This window comes from Variovorax pasteuri (assembly GCF_051216435.1).
GTDB lineage: Bacteria > Pseudomonadota > Gammaproteobacteria > Burkholderiales > Burkholderiaceae_C > Variovorax.
Genome location: NZ_JBPJZS010000011.1, coordinates 74,689 through 92,836, shown reverse-complemented (window position 1 = coordinate 92,836; position 18,148 = coordinate 74,689). Strand labels below are relative to the sequence as shown.

At 69.0% G+C, this 18,148-nt stretch carries 19 protein-coding genes; 15 read left to right on the top strand and 4 right to left on the bottom strand.

All coding sequences use genetic code 11. From position 1 onward, the window contains the following. The gene (gene recG / locus ACSFBM_RS29480) at nt 1–2,133 is read left to right on the top strand and encodes an ATP-dependent DNA helicase RecG (RefSeq protein ID WP_435487617.1); all 2,133 of its coding nucleotides are present in this window, start codon (nt 1–3) and stop codon (nt 2,131–2,133) included. Between the two features lie 6 nt (nt 2,134–2,139). Here the strand turns inward: recG and ACSFBM_RS29475 are convergent, their stop codons facing one another. Next, a complete protein-coding gene (locus ACSFBM_RS29475) occupies nt 2,140–2,772 on the bottom strand; it encodes a LysE family translocator (RefSeq protein ID WP_435487550.1) in 633 nt (210 codons plus the stop codon). Between the two features lie 24 nt (nt 2,773–2,796). After that, complete coding sequence (locus ACSFBM_RS29470) at nt 2,797–3,501, bottom strand: GntR family transcriptional regulator (protein WP_435487549.1); 705 nt, start codon at nt 3,499–3,501, stop codon at nt 2,797–2,799. A gap of 320 nt (nt 3,502–3,821) precedes the next feature. Between ACSFBM_RS29470 and ACSFBM_RS29465 the strand changes: the two genes are divergently transcribed. From ACSFBM_RS29465 to ACSFBM_RS29415, 11 genes are all read left to right on the top strand, one after another. Beyond that, nucleotides 3,822–4,565: a DUF969 domain-containing protein gene (locus ACSFBM_RS29465; RefSeq protein ID WP_435487548.1), complete on the top strand. Its 744-nt coding sequence runs from the start codon at nt 3,822–3,824 to the stop codon at nt 4,563–4,565. Nucleotides 4,566–4,567: 2 nt separating this feature from the next. Continuing rightward, the gene (locus ACSFBM_RS29460) at nt 4,568–5,524 is read left to right on the top strand and encodes a DUF979 domain-containing protein (protein WP_435437481.1); all 957 of its coding nucleotides are present in this window, start codon (nt 4,568–4,570) and stop codon (nt 5,522–5,524) included. A gap of 21 nt (nt 5,525–5,545) precedes the next feature. Further along, a complete protein-coding gene (gene pcp, locus ACSFBM_RS29455; RefSeq protein WP_435487547.1) occupies nt 5,546–6,241 on the top strand; it encodes a pyroglutamyl-peptidase I in 696 nt (231 codons plus the stop codon). Between the two features lie 51 nt (nt 6,242–6,292). Then, entirely contained in the window at nt 6,293–7,069 is a 777-nt protein-coding gene (locus tag ACSFBM_RS29450; protein ID WP_435487546.1) for a LamB/YcsF family protein, read from the top strand. Nucleotides 7,070–7,074: 5 nt separating this feature from the next. Further along, nucleotides 7,075–8,664, top strand: coding sequence for a 5-oxoprolinase subunit B/C family protein (locus ACSFBM_RS29445; RefSeq protein WP_435487616.1), 1,590 nt, complete (start codon nt 7,075–7,077; stop codon nt 8,662–8,664). A gap of 10 nt (nt 8,665–8,674) precedes the next feature. After that, nucleotides 8,675–10,402: an acetyl/propionyl/methylcrotonyl-CoA carboxylase subunit alpha gene (locus ACSFBM_RS29440; RefSeq protein ID WP_435487545.1), complete on the top strand. Its 1,728-nt coding sequence runs from the start codon at nt 8,675–8,677 to the stop codon at nt 10,400–10,402. Nucleotides 10,403–10,406: 4 nt separating this feature from the next. Next, nucleotides 10,407–11,426, top strand: coding sequence for a TRAP transporter substrate-binding protein (locus ACSFBM_RS29435; RefSeq protein ID WP_435487544.1), 1,020 nt, complete (start codon nt 10,407–10,409; stop codon nt 11,424–11,426). A gap of 83 nt (nt 11,427–11,509) precedes the next feature. Beyond that, complete coding sequence (locus ACSFBM_RS29430; protein ID WP_435437501.1) at nt 11,510–12,475, top strand: LysR substrate-binding domain-containing protein; 966 nt, start codon at nt 11,510–11,512, stop codon at nt 12,473–12,475. A gap of 141 nt (nt 12,476–12,616) precedes the next feature. Then, nucleotides 12,617–13,192 (top strand): Dps family protein, encoded by a 576-nt coding sequence (locus tag ACSFBM_RS29425; protein WP_435487543.1) that lies wholly within the window; start codon nt 12,617–12,619, stop codon nt 13,190–13,192. Between the two features lie 75 nt (nt 13,193–13,267). Further along, nucleotides 13,268–14,128, top strand: a complete 861-nt coding sequence (gene ubiA, locus ACSFBM_RS29420; RefSeq protein ID WP_435487542.1) for a 4-hydroxybenzoate octaprenyltransferase — start codon at nt 13,268–13,270, stop codon at nt 14,126–14,128. Between the two features lie 11 nt (nt 14,129–14,139). Further along, nucleotides 14,140–14,610, top strand: a complete 471-nt coding sequence (locus ACSFBM_RS29415; RefSeq protein WP_435487541.1) for a MaoC/PaaZ C-terminal domain-containing protein — start codon at nt 14,140–14,142, stop codon at nt 14,608–14,610. A 6-nt stretch (nt 14,611–14,616) separates the two neighbouring features. Here the strand turns inward: ACSFBM_RS29415 and proC are convergent, their stop codons facing one another. Together proC and ACSFBM_RS29405 are read right to left on the bottom strand one after the other, a co-directional pair. Next, entirely contained in the window at nt 14,617–15,483 is an 867-nt protein-coding gene (proC, locus tag ACSFBM_RS29410) for a pyrroline-5-carboxylate reductase (RefSeq protein WP_435487540.1), read from the bottom strand. Next, on the bottom strand, nt 15,480–16,667 hold the full coding sequence (locus ACSFBM_RS29405; RefSeq protein ID WP_435487539.1) for an esterase-like activity of phytase family protein: 1,188 nt from the start codon (nt 16,665–16,667) through the stop codon (nt 15,480–15,482). The genes proC and ACSFBM_RS29405 overlap by 4 nt, the downstream gene beginning before the upstream one ends. Nucleotides 16,668–16,882: 215 nt before the next feature. On the opposite strand from ACSFBM_RS29405, the gene rplN reads away from it, so the two are divergent. Genes rplN through rplE form a run of 3 tightly spaced genes read left to right on the top strand, consistent with a single transcriptional unit; the run spans nt 16,883 to nt 18,147 of the window. Continuing rightward, nucleotides 16,883–17,251, top strand: a complete 369-nt coding sequence (rplN, locus tag ACSFBM_RS29400; protein WP_009124801.1) for a 50S ribosomal protein L14 — start codon at nt 16,883–16,885, stop codon at nt 17,249–17,251. Between the two features lie 12 nt (nt 17,252–17,263). Beyond that, complete coding sequence (rplX, locus tag ACSFBM_RS29395) at nt 17,264–17,596, top strand: 50S ribosomal protein L24 (RefSeq protein ID WP_435437507.1); 333 nt, start codon at nt 17,264–17,266, stop codon at nt 17,594–17,596. Nucleotides 17,597–17,607: 11 nt separating this feature from the next. Further along, entirely contained in the window at nt 17,608–18,147 is a 540-nt protein-coding gene (gene rplE / locus ACSFBM_RS29390; protein WP_013544114.1) for a 50S ribosomal protein L5, read from the top strand. Nucleotide 18,148 lies beyond the last annotated feature (1 nt).

The following is an 18,148-nucleotide window of genomic DNA, read 5'->3' as shown; positions in this document are numbered from 1 at the left end:
CTGCCTGTGCCCGCCAAGAAAGCCCCGACCCCCGCCACTGCCACCGCACCTGCGCCTGCGCCTGCAGGGCCGCCCGGCAGCGGCCTGAGCCTGGTGCAGCGCGCGCTGCGCAAGCTCGGCCTGGTGCGCGACATCGACTTCGCGCTGTACCTGCCGATGCGCTACGAGGACGAGACGCGCATCGTGCGGCTGGCCGACACGCGCGACGGCGACATGGCGCAGGTCGAGGGCGTGGTGACCGACTGCGAGGTGGTGTTCCGCCCGCGCCGCCAACTCATCGCCACCCTCGACGACGGCTCCGACACCTGCGAGCTGCGCTTCTTCAACTTCTATCCGTCGCAGCAGAAGCAGCTGGCGGTCGGCGCCAAGGTGCGCGTGCGCGGCGAGATGCGTGGCGGCTTCGTGGGGCGGCAGATGATGCACCCCACGGTCAAGGCGGCCGGCACCTCGCTGCCCAATGCGCTCACGCCGGTGTACTCGACCGTGGCCGGCCTCGCGCAGCCGGTGCTGCGGCGCGAGGTGCGCTCGGGCCTGGCGCGCGCGGTACTCGACGAGACGATCCCGGTGCAGATCGGCCTGCGCGGCGCGTGGGACCTGCGCGCCGCGCTGAGCTTCCTGCACTACCCGACGCCCGACGTGTCGATGGCAGCGCTCGAAGACCACAGCCACCCGGCGTGGCAGCGCATCAAGGCCGAGGAACTGCTGGCGCAGCAGCTGTCGCAACTGCAGGCCCGGCTGGAGCGCGCGGCGCAGCGCGCGCCGGTGCTGCCCTCGTCCGCCGAGCCGGCCGCGACCTCGCTGCATGCGCAGCTCCTGGCCGTGCTGCCCTTCGGCCTGACCGGCGCGCAGCAACGCGTGGGCGAAGAGATCACCGCCGACCTGGGCCGCCCCATTCCCATGCACCGCCTGCTGCAGGGCGACGTGGGCTCGGGCAAGACGGTGGTGGCCGCGCTGGCGGCGGCGCGCTGCATCGACGCGGGCTTCCAGTGCGCGCTGATGGCGCCCACCGAAATCCTCGCGGCGCAGCATTTCGGCAAGCTGGTCGGCTGGCTCGACCCGCTGCTGGCCGAACGCGGCCTGCGCGTGGCATGGCTCACGGGCAGCCAGAAGAAGAAGGAGCGCGACGAGATGTCGGCCGCCGTCGAGAGCGGCCAGGCGGCGCTGGTCATCGGCACGCACGCGGTCATCTCAGAGAAGGTGCGCTTCAAGAAGCTCGCGCTGGCGATCATCGACGAGCAGCACCGCTTCGGCGTGGCGCAGCGGTTGGCCTTGCGCGGCAAGGCCAGCGGCGACCTGGAGCCGCACCTGCTGATGATGAGCGCCACCCCCATTCCGCGCACCCTGGCGATGAGCTACTACGCCGACCTCGACGTCTCCACGCTCGACGAGCTGCCGCCGGGCCGCACCCCCATCGTCACCAAGCTGGTGGCCGACCACCGGCGCGACGAGGTGATCGAGCGCATCCAGTCGCAGATTTCGCAGGGCCGGCAGGTCTACTGGGTGTGTCCGCTGATCGAGGAGAGCGAGGCGGTCGACCTGCGCAACGCCACCGAAACGCGCGAAGAGCTGGCCGGCACGCTGGGCGATGCCGTCCAGGTCGGCCTGCTGCATTCGCGCATGCCCACGGCCGAGAAGCAGGCCGTGATGGCGGCGTTCACCGCCAATGAAATCCAGGTGCTGGTGAGCACGACCGTGATCGAAGTGGGCGTCGACGTGCCCAACGCCTCGCTCATGGTCATCGAGCATGCCGAGCGCTTCGGCCTGTCGCAGCTGCACCAGCTGCGCGGGCGCGTGGGGCGGGGCGCGGCGGCCTCGGCCTGCGTGCTGCTCTATGCGCCGGGCGACAGCGGGCGCGTGGGCGAGGCGGCGCGCGCGCGGCTCAAGGCCATGGCGGAAACGGGAGACGGCTTCGAGATCGCGCGGCGCGACCTGGAGATTCGGGGCCCGGGCGAGTTCCTGGGCGCGCGCCAGTCGGGCGCGCCGCTGCTGCGCTTCGCCGACCTGGCGACCGACACGCTGCTGCTCGACTGGGCGCGCGAGCTGGCGCCGGTGATGCTGCACAAGCACCCCGAGCTGGCCCAGCGGCACATCGACCGCTGGCTCGGCACCAAGGCCGAGTACCTGAAAGCCTGAAGTCGCTCAGCCCGCCGGCCGGCGCGTGAACGCCAGGATCAGCCCGAAGCCGACCATCATGCTGCCACTCACGCGGTTGAACCAGCGCATGGCGCGGCTGCCATCGGCCAGCCGGCGCATGCGTGCGCCGAGCATCGCGTAGAGCGCGATCGCGACCAGCTCGAACACCAGGAAGGTCACGCCCAGCAGCAGGTAGCTGGAGGCGTACGCGCCGGGCACCACGAACTGCGGAAAGAAGGCGGTGAACACCAGGATGGCCTTCGGGTTGCCCGCTGCCACGGTGAATTCCTGGCGCACCAGCGCGCGCATGGACAGCGGCGCCGAAGCGTCGCGCGACTGCACCTCGGCCGTGGGCGCCGGCGCACGCAGCAGCCGGATGCCGATCCACACCAGGTAGGCCGCGCCGATGTACTTGATGACGTCGAAGGCCATCTCCGACGCCACCAGCACCGCACCCATGCCCAGCCCCGCGATGGCGATCATGATCGCGAAGGCCACGAGCCGCCCGCTGGCCGCCATGACGGCCGGCGACACGCCGTGCTTCGCGCCGTTGGTGACCGACAGCAGGTTGTTGGGGCCGAAGGCCATGTTGATGGCGAAGCAGGCCGGCAGGAAGAGTAGGTAGGCAGACAGGGTCATGGCGTCTCCTTGAAGTGGAAATGGTCAGTTGTCGATGCCGTTTTCGGGCATCTGCCGCGCGTAGACGGCCAGCACGATGCGTTCGGAGTGAATGAGGTAGTCGTTGAGCGACGCCGAGCCCTCGGCGAACTTGCCGGCCTCGATGAGTTCGAGCAGCTTGGTGTTCATGTCCACATAGGGCGCGTGCAGGAACTCCGGGTCTTTCAGCAGGCCGAAGGCCAGCCGCAGCTCGACCAGGATGTGCGCGAACAAGATGTTCAGCCGTTCGCTGTCCGCCAGCTCCACGATGCCCTTGTGGAACTCCATGTTGGCCGTGCCCACGCCCAGCCAGTCGCCGGCGTCGCGGCATTTCAGCGCCGTTTCCACCGCCTCGCGCATGTGCTTCTTGGCCGGATGCCGCGGGTAGGCCTGCGCCAGCGCCTGGCATTCGATGAGCCGGCGCACCCGGTAGATGTCGATGATCGACGCGATGCTCGGCACCGCCACGAACACGCCGCGGTTGGGCGCGTGCTTGAGCAGCCCTTCCTTGGTCAGCGTGCGGAACACCTCGCGCAGGGTGTTGCGCGAAATCTCGAAGCTGTCGGCCAGTGCGGCCTCCGACAGCCGCTGCCCGGGCGAGAACTCGCCCTTCACGATCTTCTGGCGGATGAGTTCGGCGACCCGGTCGTTGAGCGTCTGCGTGCCGGCGGCCGGCGATGCGGGGGAAGTCGGGGAGGCCAGTGAAGTCATTCCAGGAAGGGGAGGATGGAAGGGGCGGGAAAACCGGGTGAACCCGGGCGAACCGGGCCCAGGCGAGTTTGCAGCAGATTGCGCTCCCGGATTGCAGGTTTCAGGCCATGGCCGATGCACCCGGAGCGGGCGCGATCAGGGTTTTCATGGGGTCACCCGGGCACTGTTGTTGGGCACACTAATCATGATTGTTCAACAATCTCTGATTAATGAGTGATTCAGGTGAAATCAATTGCTCATTCATTGGCACGAGGTTTGCATCAAGCGAAGGACCGGCGTTCCCGCGCAAGGTGTCTCTGAATCCATAACGAAAGACCAACATGACTCCTGACATCCCTCATCTGTGGCCGCTGATCGGCGTGGCCGTGATCATTGCGGGCTTCATCCTGCGCTTCAATCCGATGCTGGTGGTGATCGTCACGGCCATCGTGACGGCGGCCGCTGCGGGCTTCGGGCCGATGGCCATCCTCACGGCCATCGGCAACGGGTTCATCAAGACGCGCAACCTGCCGCTGATCATTCTTCTGCCGCTGGCCGTCATCGGGCTGCTTGAGCGCCACGGCCTGCGCCAGCACGCGCAGAACTGGATCAGCCGCATCAAGTCGGCCACCGCCGGGCGCCTGCTGATCGTCTACCTCGCCGCGCGCGAACTCACCGCCGCCGTCGGCCTCACCAGCCTGGGCGGCCACCCGCAAATGGTTCGCCCGCTGCTCGCACCCATGGCCGAAGGCGCCACCGAGACCCGCTACGGCAAGCTGCCCGACCGCCTGCGCCACAAGCTGCGCGCCTATGCCGCGGCCACCGACAACGTGGGCCTGTTCTTCGGCGAGGACATCTTCGTGGCCTTCGGCGCCATCGTGCTGATGAGCACCTTCCTGCACGAGGCGGGCATCGACGTGGAGCCGCTGCACATTGCGCTGTGGGGCATTCCGACGGCCATTGCCGCCTTCATCATCCACTCGTGGCGCCTGCGCCGGCTCGACCAGTCGATCGCGCGCGAGATGGCCGGTGAGAAGGCCCAAGACGCTGTCGTCGCACCTGTTGCGACCCAGGAAGGCCGCTGATCATGATTCTCTCGATCCAGCACCTCTACATCCTGGTCGGCCTGATCCTCGCGGTCACGGCCATCATGACGCTGACCGACCGCCAGCATCCCAAGCGCTACACCAGCGGCCTGTTCTGGGCGCTCTATGCGCTAGTGTTCCTGATCGGCGACAAGCTGCCGCCGGCCGTGGTCGGCGGGGGCGCCATCGTCATGGCGGTCATTGCCGGCCTGCGCGGCGTTGGCGCGGGCAAGCACCGCGAGCCCACGCCCGAGCAATACCAGGCCAGCGCCACGCGCCTGGGCAACAAGCTCTTCATGCCCGCGCTGGCGATTCCGCTTGTCACCGTGATCGGCACCGTGCTCATGAGCAAGGTGAAGATCGGCGACGCCTTCCTGCTCGACCCCAAGAACACCACGCTGGTGAGCCTTGGCGTGGGCTGCGTGGTGGCGCTGGCGCTGGCCTGCTGGCTGACGCGCGAGACGCCGATGCAGGGCATGCGCGAGTCGAGGCGCCTGACCGACGCGCTGGGCTGGGCCGTGGTGCTGCCGCAGATGCTGGGCATGCTGGGCCTGGTGTTCTCCGACGCGGGCGTGGGCAAGGCCGTGGCGTACATCACCACCAGCTACATCAACATGGACATCCGCTTCGTGGCGGTGGTGGTGTACGTGCTGGGCATGGCGCTGTTCACCATCATCATGGGCAACGGCTTCGCGGCCTTCCCGGTGATGACGGGCGGCGTGGGCGTGCCGGTGCTGGTGGGCGTGTACCACGGCGACCCGGCCGTGATGGCGGCCATCGGCATGTTCTCGGGCTACTGCGGCACGCTGATGACGCCGATGGCGGCCAACTTCAACATCGTGCCGGCGGCGCTGCTGGAGCTGCCCGACAAGAACGCGGTGATCAAGGTGCAGATACCGACCGCGGCCGCCTTGCTGGTGGTCAACATCTTCCTGCTGTACTTTCTGATGTTCCGTTGACATGCCACGGAGGTAACGCGCATGACCACCAAAGCCAGGCAGCCGATCGCACCCCGGGTGCTGCTCGCGGGCTTCGAGCCCTTCGAGAACGATCCCGTCAACCCCGCGTGGGAGATTGCCCGCGCGCTCGACGGCTGGGCCTGCGAAGGCGCCGTGGTGCAGGCGCTGCAGCTGCCCTGCGTGTTCGGCCGCGCCATCGACACGCTGGACGCCGCGCTGGCGGACATCCTCGGCAACAAGGCGCCGCTGCCGCTGGTGCTGTGCATCGGCGCGGCGGGCGGGCGCACCGAGATCTCGATGGAGCGCGCCGCGCTGAACGTCGACGACGCGCGCATCCCCGACAACGCGGGCTTCCAGCCCATCGACACCGAGGTGGTGGCCGGCGGGCCGGCGGCCTACTTCTCGACATTGCCCATCAAGGCCATGGTGCGCGACATGCGCGCCGCGGGGCTGCCGGCGGCGGTGTCGAACAGCGCAGGCACCTTCGTGTGCAACCACATCTTCTATGCGCTGATGCACCGGCTGGCGACGCAGCCGGCGCTGGCGCACACGCGCGGCGGCTTCGTCCACGTGCCCTACCTGCCCGAGCAGGCCGCACCCAAGCCGGGCGTGGCGAGCATGGCGCTGGCCGCGCAGGTGGACGCCTTTCGTGTGGGCATACGCACCGCGCTCACCGTGCGCCAGGACGTGCGCGAGACCGCCGGCCGCCTGCATTGACCTTGCATTGACATCCAGGGCGCGCCTCACTGCGCGCCGGAGACGAACACGATGAACATCGACTTGAACAGTGACCTCGGCGAGAGCCTGGGCGTGTGGCGCATGGGCGACGACGCGGCCATGCTCGCCCTCGTGAGCAGCGCCAACGTGGCCTGCGGCTTCCATGCGGGCGACCCGGCCGGCATTCTGCGCACCCTGCGCCAGGCCAGGGAACGCGGCGTGGCCATCGGCGCGCATGTGTCGTACCGCGACCTCGTGGGCTTCGGGCGCCGCAACATGGACGTCGAAAGCGCCGACCTGCGCGCCGACGTGATCTACCAGATCGGCGCGCTCAAGGGACTGGCCGCCGCCGCCGGCACCACGGTGCGCTACGTGAAGCCGCACGGCGCGCTCTACAACACCATCGCCCATGACGAGCGCCAGGCGCGCGACGTGATCGCCGCCATCCAGCAGGCCGACCCCACGCTGTGCCTGGTGGCGCTGGCGGGCTCGCCCTTGCTGGGCTGGGCGCGCGGCGAAGGCCTGCGCGCCGTGGCCGAGGCCTTTGCCGACCGCGCCTACACGCCCAAGGGCACGCTGGTGTCGCGGCGCGAGCCCGGTGCGGTGCTGCACGACGCCGGCGAGGTGGCCGAGCGCATGCTGCGGCTGGCCGCCGACGGCGTGCTCACGGCCATCGACGGCAGCACGGTGCGCATCGAGGCCGAATCGGTCTGCGTGCACGGCGACAGCCCGGGCGCGGTCGAGATGGCGCGCCAGGTGCGCGCGCGGCTGGAGCAGGCGGGCGTGACGATCCGGCCTTTCGTGGACGACCTTGCGAGCGCTGACTAATGACGATGCGCTTTCTTCCGGTCAACCTGAATGCGCTGCTGGTCGAGCTCGACGACCTGCCGCAGACGCTGGCGCTGCTGGCCTCGCTGCGCGCCGAACCCATCGCCGGCATCGAGGAGCTGGTGCCCGCCGCGCGCACGCTGCTGGTCACGTTCCGTCCGGCCGCCATCGGCGCGGACGAACTCGTGAGGCAGATCGGACAGCGCAGCCTCGACGCCTGCGAGACGCGCATCGACAAGCACATCGAGATTGCGGTGCGCTACAACGGCGAAGACCTGGCCGAGGTGGCCGGGCTGCTGGGCATCGCGCCCGAGGAAGTGGTGCGACGCCACACCGGCAGCGACTACACCGTGGCCTTCACCGGCTTCGCGCCCGGCTTCGCCTACCTCTCGGGCGGCGACGCCAGCCTGAACGTGCCGCGCCGCTCGGTGCCGCGCACCCGCATTCCGGCGGGCGCGGTGGGCCTGGCGGGCAGCTTCAGCGGTGTCTATCCGCAGGCCAGCCCGGGTGGCTGGCAGATCATCGGCATCACCGATGCGCCGATGTGGGACCTGTCGCGCGAAACACCGGCGCTGCTGCAGCCGGGCGACACGGTGCGCTTCGTGGATGCCACGGCGCTGCCGAAGGCAGAGCCCGCGGCGGTGGAGGCCGCGCCTTCCCGCCCTGTTGCGGCGAACGGCTGCGCCTTCGAGATCCGTGCCGCCGGGCTGCAGGCGCTGCTGCAGGACGGCGGCCGCCACGGCCAGGCGAAGCAGGGCGTGTCCGCGTCCGGCGCCATGGACCGGCGTTCGCTGCAGGCGGCCAACCGGCTGGTGGGCAACCCTTCGGACGCGGCCTGCATCGAGATCGCCTATGGCGGCTTCCAGTTCGTCTGCCGCGGCGATGCGGTGGTGGCCATCACCGGTGCCGAGGGCCCCGTCACGCTGACCCGCGCCGATGGCGCGGCGTGGCCGCTGCCGCGCTACCAGCCGGTCGCGCTGGCTGACGGCGACACGCTGGCGCTGGGCGAGCCGCAGGCCGGCATCCGCAGCTACCTGGCGGTGCGCGGCGGCTTCGACGTGGCGCCGGTGCTCGGCAGCCTGTCGACCGACACGCTCGCTCGCATCGGTCCGCCGGCCGTGGCCACGGGCGATGTGCTGCCCGTGCGCGCGGTGGCGGCAGGCGCCTTGGTGGGCGCCGCCGAAACGCCGCCGGACGACCTGCCCACGGTGCAACAGGAGGTCGTGCTCGACATCGTGCTCGGCCCGCGCACCGACTGGTTCACGCCCGAGGCGGTCGCCTTGCTGTGCAGCCAGTCGTGGGTGGTCACGCCGCAGTCGAACCGCGTCGGCATCCGCCTGTCGGGCGAGTTGCCGCTGGCGCGCGCCAACCCCGCCGAGCTGCCCAGCGAGGGCACTGCCTACGGTGCACTCCAGGTGCCGCCCAGCGGCCAGCCCGTGCTGTTCCTGGCCGACCATCCGCTGACCGGCGGCTACCCCGTGATCGCCTCCGTCGCCACCCACCACCTGGACCGCGCGGGTCAGATTCCCGTGAACGCGCGCGTCCGCTTCCACCCGATTGCCGCTCCCGGCCCCGTCGCGCCCAGCGCACCGTGAAAGCCCCCCGATGAAAAAACTCCTGATCGCCAACCGCGGCGAAATCGCCGTGCGCATCGCGCGCGCCTGTGCCGACCACGGCGTGCAGTCGGTCGCCGTGTATGCCGATGCCGACCTGAACGCGCTGCACGTGCGCATGGCCGACGAGGCCTGCGGGCTGGAGGGCGACAAGCCCGCCGACACCTACCTGAACATCGCCAAGCTGCTGGCCGTGGCCAGGCGCAGCGGTGCCGACGCGGTGCACCCGGGCTACGGCTTCCTCTCCGAAAGCGCGGCGTTCGCGCAGGCCGTGATCGACGCCGGCCTCACCTGGGTCGGCCCGTCGCCGTCCGCCATCGCGATGCTGGGCGACAAGGTGCAGGCCCGCAAGCTCGCGCTCAAGGTCGGCGCGCCGCTGGTGGCGGGCACGGCCGACCCGGTGAGCAGCGCCGGCGAGGTGCTCGCCTTCGCCGAGACGCACGGCCTGCCGGTCGCGATCAAGGCCGCCTTCGGTGGCGGCGGGCGCGGCATCAAGGTGGCGTGGCGGCTCGACGAGGTCGAAGGGCTCTACGAATCGGCGGTGCGCGAGGCCGTGACGGCCTTCGGGCGCGGCGAGTGCTATGTCGAGCAGTTCCTCGACCGGCCGCGCCACGTCGAGGCGCAGGTGCTGGCCGACACGCACGGCCATGTGGTGGTGGTCGGCACGCGCGACTGCTCGCTGCAGCGGCGCAACCAGAAGCTGGTGGAAGAGGCGCCCGCCCCCTTCCTGAGCGACGAACAGCGCGAGCGCATCCACCAGTCGGCGCGCGACATCTGCGCGGCGGCCGGCTACACGGGCGCCGGCACGGTCGAATTCATGCTGAGCGCGAGCGGTGCGATCTCCTTCCTCGAGGTGAACACGCGGCTGCAGGTGGAGCACCCGGTGACCGAGGAGACCACGGGCATCGACCTGGTGATCGAGCAGTTGCGCATCGCCGAGGGGCTGCCCCTGTCGATCACGCAGACGCCCGCGCCGCGCGGCCATGCCTTCGAGTTCCGCATCAATGCCGAAGACGTGGGGCGCGGCTTCCTGCCGTCGCCGGGGCCGGTGAAGGTGTTCGACGCGCCTTCGGGCCCGGGCGTGCGCGTGGACACGGGCGTGGACGCGGGCTCGCAGGTGCCGGGCACCTTCGATTCGCTGATGGCCAAGCTCATCGTCACCGGCGCCACGCGCGAGCAGGCGATTGCGCGGGCGCGGCGCGCGCTGAAGGAGTTCCGCATCGAGGGGCTGCCCACGGTGCTGCCGTTCCACCGCGCGGTGATGGCGCACCCCGACTTCGTGTCGGGCGACGCGTTCAAGGTGCACACGCGCTGGATCGAGACCGACTTCGCCAACGGCGAGGCCGCGGCGATGCGGCCCGACCCGCTGCCCGACACGGCCCTGTTGCGCACGGCGATCGAAGTGGACGGCCGGCGCATGGCGCTGGGCCTGCCGGCAGTGCTGTTGAGCGGGCTGTCGTCGGCCGCCGGTGCTGCGGGCATGGCGCCCGCCCAAGCGGTCGTGGCGGATGCCGCCGCCGTGGCCGCGCCGGTGTCCGGCACCTTGCAGGGCTGGAAGGTCGCCGACGGCGACGAGGTGGTGCAGGGCGCGGTCGTCGCCGTGATGGAGGCGATGAAGATGGAGATGCAGGTCGTCGCGCACCGTGCGGGGCGCATCGCCTTCGCGGTGGCAGCGGGCGGCCATGTGGCGGCGGGCGCCACGCTGGCGACCATCGGCTGATGCCATGAACCACGCCCCCGTCATCAGCCGCCGGTCATTCACGTTGCTGGCGTGCGGTGCGGGGGCGATGTCGGCGTTGTCAGCGCTGTCCCCCGCCTCGGCCGCGCCCGGTGCCACCGTGTGGCGGCTGGCCACGGGCTATCCGGCGGAGAACTTCCACACCGTCAACCTGCTGGCAATGGCCCAGGAGGTCGAGCTGGCCACCCAGGGGCAGCTGCGCATCGAGGTCCATCCGAAGAACACGCTGGTCGCGCTGAACGCCATCCGCGCCGCGGTGCAGGACGGCAAGGTCGAGGCCGGCGAAGCCATCATGAGCAGCCTGGTCGCCGACGTGCCGATGGCCGGCGCCGACTCGGTGCCGTTCATCACCCACGGCTATGCCGACGCGATGCGGCTGTGGCGCATCCAGCGTCCGCTGATCGAGCGGGCGTTCGCGCAGCGCGGCCTGCGCGTGCTCTATGCCGTGGCGTGGCCGCCGCAGGGCCTGTATGCGAACCGGCCGCTGGGCGGCATGAGCGACCTGCGCGGCCTGCGCATGCGCGCCTACAACGCCACCACCGCACGCATCGCCACGTTGATGGGCGCGGTGCCGGTCGACGTGCCGGCCACCGAGCTCGACCGCGCGCTGGCAGACGGGCGCATCGACTGCATGATGACCTCGGCCGTCACGGGCGTGGAAAGCCGGGTGTGGCAATCGATGCGCTTCTTCTACGACATCGACGCCTGGTTTCCCAAGAACCTCGTGTTCGCCAACGGCAGGGCCTGGGACGCATTGCCCGCGGCCTCGCGCGACGCGCTGACGGCGGCCAGCACGGCCGCCGAGTCGCGCGGATGGGCCGCCAGTGCCACCGCCGCGGCCCGCGCCATGGACGAGCTGCGGCGCAACGGCGTGAAGACCGAACCGGTGCCCTACCTGTTCAGCCGCGACCTCCAGCGCCTGGGGGAGCACTTCTCGCTGGACTGGGTCAAGCAGGCGGGCGTGGGGGCCAACGACATCTTCATTCCGTATTTCGACAAGCACTGAAACACAGGGAGCTACAAAACACAGACCTGCTTAGACCCTGGGCCAGCCGGGTCACGGCCCCTTGCGCATAATTGACGCAAGCTATGACTCTCACCGAACTCAAATACATCGTCGCTGTAGCCCGCGAACGGCACTTCGGCAAGGCGGCCGAGGCCTGCTACGTCTCCCAACCGACCCTGTCGGTGGCCATCAAGAAGCTCGAGGACGAACTCGAGGTCAAGCTCTTCGAGCGCAGCGCCGGCGAAGTGACTGTCACGCCGCTGGGCGAGCAGATCGTGCAGCAGGCGCAAAGCGTGCTCGACCAGGCTGCCAGCATCAAGGAGATCGCCAAGCGCGGCAAGGACCCGCTGGCCGGCCCGCTGAACCTGGGCGTGATCTACACCATCGGCCCGTACCTGCTGCCCGACCTGGTGCGCCAGGTGATCGCCCGCACCCCGCAGATGCCGCTGGTGCTGCAGGAGAACTTCACGGCCAAGCTGCTGGAGATGCTGCGCGCCGGCGAGATCGACTGCGCCATCATGGCCGAGCCCTTTCCCGACACCGGCCTGGCCATGGCGCCGCTGTACGACGAGCCCTTCATGGCGGCGCTGCCCGTCAAGCACAAGTTCGCCGACCGCGAATCGATCACCTCCGAAGAACTGCAGAGCGAGACCATGCTGCTGCTGGGCACGGGCCACTGCTTTCGCGACCACGTGCTCGAGGTGTGCCCCGAGTTCGCGCGCTTCTCCAGCAATGCCGAAGGCATCCGCAAGAGCTTCGAGGGCTCGTCGCTGGAAACCATCAAGCACATGGTGGCCTCGGGCATGGGGGTGACCCTGGTGCCGCGCCTGTCGGTGCCGGCCGAGGCGCTCAAGCCCAAGGTCAAGGGCCGCAAGGAATTCGAGCAGATGGTGCGCTACCTTCCCGTGCGCGACGCGCACGACCGCGAGCCGCCCACGCGCCGCGTGGTGCTGGCGTGGCGGCGCACCTTCACGCGCTACGAGGCCATTGCGGCGCTGCGCAATGCCATCTATGCGTGCGAGCTGCCTGGCGTGAAGCGGCTGTCCTGAAGGCGGCAATTCGGGGAATCGGCCTACGCCAGGGCCGTTTTGAATCGTTGATCGCTGAGATAGAGTGACGCTGTTGCGAAGCCGCACGCCGGCTTCCAGAATCGAAGCGTTTCACCCAAACTTGAAGAAAGAGTTCTCGCCATGGCCAAAGCCCCGAAGAAATCGTCGTCAGCTTCCTCCGCCGGCAAGGTGCCCAAGAAGGGCGGCACGGTGGTCGCGCAGGAGTCGGGCAGCCGCAATGCACCGATCATCAACATCGGCATCGAGCGCCAGGACCGCGCCGCCATTGCCGAAGGCCTGAGCCGCGTGCTGGCCGACACCTACACGCTGTACCTCACCACGCACAACTTCCACTGGAACGTGACGGGCCCGCACTTCAACTCGCTGCATGCGATGTTCATGGGCCAGTACACCGAGCTCTGGAATTCGACCGACGTGCTGGCCGAGCGCATTCGTGCACTGGGTCACTACGCGCCGGGCTCGTACGCCGAGTTCAGCAAGATCGCCACCGTGCCCGACGTGCCGCAGAACCCGCCCAAGGCGATGGAGATGGTGCGCATCCTGGTGAAGGGCCACGAGACCGTGTCGCGCATCGCGCGCGAATTCATTCCGGTGGCCGAAGAAGCCGGCGACGACCCGACGGCCGACATGCTGACCGCGCGCTGCACGGTGCACGACCAGACGGCCTGGATGCTGCGTTCGCTCCTCGAGGACTGATCCCCGTCCCTCGGATTCCGAGACCCTGAAACGAGCGGCACAATGGCCGCTCTTTTTTTGCCCGCCGCAATCGCAATGCTTGCCCGTCGTTTCGCGCTGTACCTCGACCTGATCCGCTGGAACCGTCCCGCCGGCTGGCTGCTGCTGCTGTGGCCCACGCTCGGCGCGCTGTGGTTCGCGGCGGGCGGCTGGCCCGGCTGGCACCTGCTGGTGGTGTTCACGCTCGGCACTTTCCTCATGCGCAGTGCCGGCTGCTGCATCAACGACGTGGCCGACCGCGACTTCGACCGCCACGTGAAGCGCACCGCGCAACGGCCCGTGACCAGCGGTGCCCTGCCGGTCAAGGAGGCGCTGGGGCTCGGTGCCGTGCTGGCGCTGGCGGCCTTCGCCCTGGTGCTCACCACCAACCGGCTCACGGTGCTGTGGTCGTTCGCGGCGCTGGCCATCACGCTGGCCTATCCCTTCGCCAAGCGCTTCGTCTCGGTGCCCCAGGCGGTGCTGGGCATCGCCTTCAGCTTCGGCATTCCGATGGCCTTCGCGGCGGTGCAGTCGACGGTGCCGGTGCTGGTCGTGTGGCTGCTGGCCGGCAACCTGTTCTGGGTGCTGGCCTACGACACCGAGTACGCCATGGTCGACCGCGACGACGACCTGAAGATCGGCATGAAGACCTCGGCCATCACCTTCGGGCGCCTCGATGTGGCCGCGGTGATGACGAGCTACGCGATCTTCCTGGCGATCTGGTGCTGGGCCGGCGCGAGTCACTCGCTGGGCTTGTTGTTCTACGCCGGCATCGCCCTGGCGACGGCGCAGGCTGTGTGGCACTGGCGCCTGATTCATGACCGCACGCGCGACGGCTGCTTCAAGGCCTTCCGCCTGAACCACTGGTTGGGCTTCACCGTGTTCGCCGGCATCGTGGCCGGCTACGCGGTGCGCTGAGGGCTTCTTCGATGCTGGAGAGACTGACGCAGAAGATCGGCCAGGCGGGCTTCTCCGAATGGCACCGCATCACGCAGGAAATGGTCGAGCGCTACTCGGAGCTGTCGGGCGACGGTGAAGGCGAGTGGATCCACCTCGACCCCGAGCGCGCGGCGCGTGAGGCGCCTTACGGCGGCACCATCGTGCAGGGCTTCTTCCAGGTCTCGCACCTGATCCGGCTGACCGGCGAGGCCATGCGCACGCTGCTGCCCTTCGATTCGAACCACGCGCTGAACTACGGCTTCGACCGGCTGCGCTTTGTGCGGCCCATGCCGGTGGGCGCGCGCTTCCGGGCGCGGGTGCGCATACTGGAGGTGACGCCCAAGCCGGACGACAGCTTCCTGCTGAAAGAGGAAGTGCTGCTCGAGCTGGAGGACGGCACCGTCACGCTGGCCGCCGAGTGGCTGTTCTTCCTGGGGCCGCGCGCGCTGCCGCCGGCCTGAGCGCCATCAGCTGCGGCCGAATTCCTCGCCCAGCTCGGCGGCGCGCTTCTGCGCCGCGCGGATCGCGGTCTTGAACTGCGCCTTCACGTCGGCCTGCTGCAGCGAGGTGATGGCTGCGTAGGTCGTGCCGCCCTTGGAGGTGACGCGCTCGCGCAGCACCGAAGGCGGCTCGGCCGCGCTGTGCGCCAGCGCCGAGGCACCGGTGAAGGTGCCGATGGCTAGCTGCTGCGCCTGCTCGGGCGTGAGGCCCATCTCGACGCCGGCTTCGGTCATCGCCTCGATGAAATAGAACACGTAGGCCGGGCCCGAGCCGGACATGGCGGTGACGGCGTCCAGCGCCGATTCGGCATCGACCCAGATCAGTTCGCCGGTGGGCGCCAGCAACTGCCCGACCGTCGCGCGGTCGGCGCTCTCGGCGCCGGGGCGGGCGTACAGGCCCGTCATGCCCTTGCCCACGAGCGCGGGCGTGTTGGGCATGGCGCGCACCACGCGCTCGGTGCCGAGCCAGCTGGCGATGCTGTCCGACGGAATGCCCGCAGCCACGCTCAGGTGCAGGGCGTCGGTCGCGAATTCGCGCACCGGGCGGGCCGCGTCCGCGAAGGTCTGGGGCTTGACCGCCCAGACCACCACGCCGCAGCGCGACAGGGCCTCGCCGGCCTCTGCCTGCGCCGTGATGCCGAAAGACTGGGCGAGCTTCGCGCGGGCTTCCTCGAAGGGCTCGACCACCTCGAACGCGTCCGCCGGTGTGCCTTGCTGGATCAGGCCGCCGATGATGGCGCTCGCCATGTTGCCGCCGCCGATGAAGGCCACGGGCGGCAACGGCGGGAGCGGCGCGGGGCCGGTGCGGGGGAGGAAGGTGACGGCGATGGTCATGGTCGGTCGGTGCGGTCTGTGTAGGCGAAGGCGGCGAACTGGGTCACTTGAAGCGGGTTGAAATTGTCGTCGCTCACGACCACCAGCACGCGCTGGCCGTCTGGCAGCGGCGGCCCCCAGCACATGCCTTCGGTGTTGTCGAGGCGGGACAGGCCGAGCGTCGCGAAGTCGGCCACCAGGGTCTTGGCCGCAGGGCGGTGGTTGCCCGGCGCCAGCGCGTCGACGGCGAGCACGTCGCTGGCCGCGCGGGTGTCGATCTCGTACAGGCGCAGCGAGTTGCCTGTGCCGGTGGCGTAGGCGCGCTCCAGCACCAGCATGCGGTCGGCGTCGAGCATGAGGATCTCGCTCACGCCGTTGTCCGCGTAGGTGCCGGGAACCAGCGGGCGCAGCGGGATGGCGTCGGGCACGTAGGCCACCTGGCGGTCGGCCTGGCCGGTCTGCAGGTCGATGCGGGTGAAGCGGCAGGGGCCGCCGGGCGCACCGACGGTGGGCTCGGGGCCGTCCTGGATCAGGGCGTTTTCCATGCCCAGCCAGGCGAAACGGCCGTCGGGCGTGAGGGTGACGCCCTCGAAGCTGAGGTTGTCGCGCGGGCCGCGGCGCTGCGCCGGATCGGGCTGGAACATCGCCGGCATCGGGAACTCGCGCAGGAAGCGGCCGTCGCGGGCCGACTCGTACAGCGCGGGCCCGAAGCCGCGGGCGACGTCGCCCTCGCTGGTCCAGAGCAGGGTGTTTGTCGCCGGCCGCAGGCGCAGGGCTTCCGGGTCGGGCACGGGCAGCCCGTCGACCGCATGGCGCCGGTTCGGCCAGGGGCCGCCGCCGGGGCGTTGCAGCTGCACCACGCCGATGGGCTCGGGCTGCGCCAGCTGGGGCTGCGGCCAGCGGGCGGTGTAGTAGCGCGCGGGGGCCAGGTCCGACCGGTCATCGCTGATCAGCAGGTACTCCCCCTGGATCGGGTCGTAATCGATGCCCGAGAGGCCGCCTGCCGTGGTGCCCTCTATATTGAAGCGGTGCGGCCATCGGGCTTCGGCGATGCGGCGCAGCCGGCCAGTTCCGGGGCTGGAAGCCGGGGAGGCACTCCTGCACGCGGCCAGGCTCAGCGCCAGCAGGCCGGCCGCGCCCGCCAGAAGGCGCCGGCGCAGGGGCGGCGAAGGGGCGTTCGAAAGGGAGTTCTCGGGGGAGCGCACGCCCCGAAGTCTAGTGCCAGTGCGAAATGCTGGAATGGGGTAGTTGACATCGCTCTGAGTGCGTGCAACAATCGCGGGCTTCGCTTCTAAAAGGCGAAGCTTTCAGCCCAAAGCGGAAGCGCCCCGAGTGGTTCGGGGTGTGGACGACGGGACCAAGACTGACCGCGGTGTCTCCCTCCTGGAGGCTCATCGGTACAAGTTGGGAATATCAAGAAATGATCCAAACTGAATCCCGGCTCGAAGTGGCCGACAACACGGGCGCGAAATCCGTCCTGTGTATCAAGGTGCTCGGTGGCTCCAAGCGGCGTTATGCCAGCGTGGGCGACGTCATCAAGGTGAGCATCAAGGAAGCCGCTCCGCGTGGTCGCGTCAAGAAAGGCGAGATCTACAGCGCAGTGGTGGTCCGCACCGCCAAGGGCATCCGTCGCGCTGACGGCTCGCTCGTCAAGTTCGACGGCAACGCTGCAGTGTTGCTCAACGCCAAGCTGGAGCCTATCGGCACCCGCATCTTCGGACCGGTCACGCGCGAACTGCGCACCGAGAAGTTCATGAAGATCGTGTCGCTGGCACCCGAAGTTCTCTAAGGACACAACGCCATGAACAAGATTCGCAAAGGCGACCAGGTCATCGTGTTGGCCGGTCGTGACAAGGGTAAGCGCGGTACCGTTTCGCTCCGCAAGGACGATTCGCACATCGTCATCGACGGCCTGAACCTCGTCAAGAAGCACACCAAACCGAACCCGCTCAAGGGTACGACCGGTGGCATCGTCGAGAAGTCCATGCCCATTCACCAATCCAACGTGGCGATCTTCAATGCCGCGACCGGCAAGGCCGATCGCGTGGGCATCAAGGTCACCCAGGGTGCTGACGGCAAGCGCGTGGCTGTTCGCGTCTTCAAGTCCAGCGGCGACGAAATCAAGTTCGCCTAAGAGGTACTCACATGGCACGTCTCCAACAACACTATCGCGAAAAGATCGCGAAAGACCTGACTGAAAAGTTCGGCTACAAGTCGCCGATGCAGGTCCCGCGCCTCACCAAGATCACGCTCAACATGGGCGTGGGTGAAGCAGTCGCCGACAAGAAGGTTCTCGACAACGCTGTCGCCGACCTGACCAAGATCGCCGGCCAGAAGCCCGTGGTCACCAAGTCGAAGAAGGCTATCGCCGGTTTCAAGATCCGCGAAAACCAGCCCATCGGCTGCATGGTCACGCTGCGTGGCGTGCAGATGTATGAGTTCCTGGACCGTTTCGTGACCATCGCGCTGCCGCGTGTTCGCGACTTCCGCGGCATCTCCGGCCGTGCGTTCGACGGCCGTGGCAACTACAACATCGGCGTCAAGGAACAGATCATTTTCCCCGAGATCGAGTACGACAAGGTCGATGCCTTGCGCGGTCTCAACATCAGCATCACGACGACGGCCAAGACCGACGAAGAAGCCAAGGCGCTTCTGGCTGGTTTCCGTTTCCCGTTCAAGAACTGAG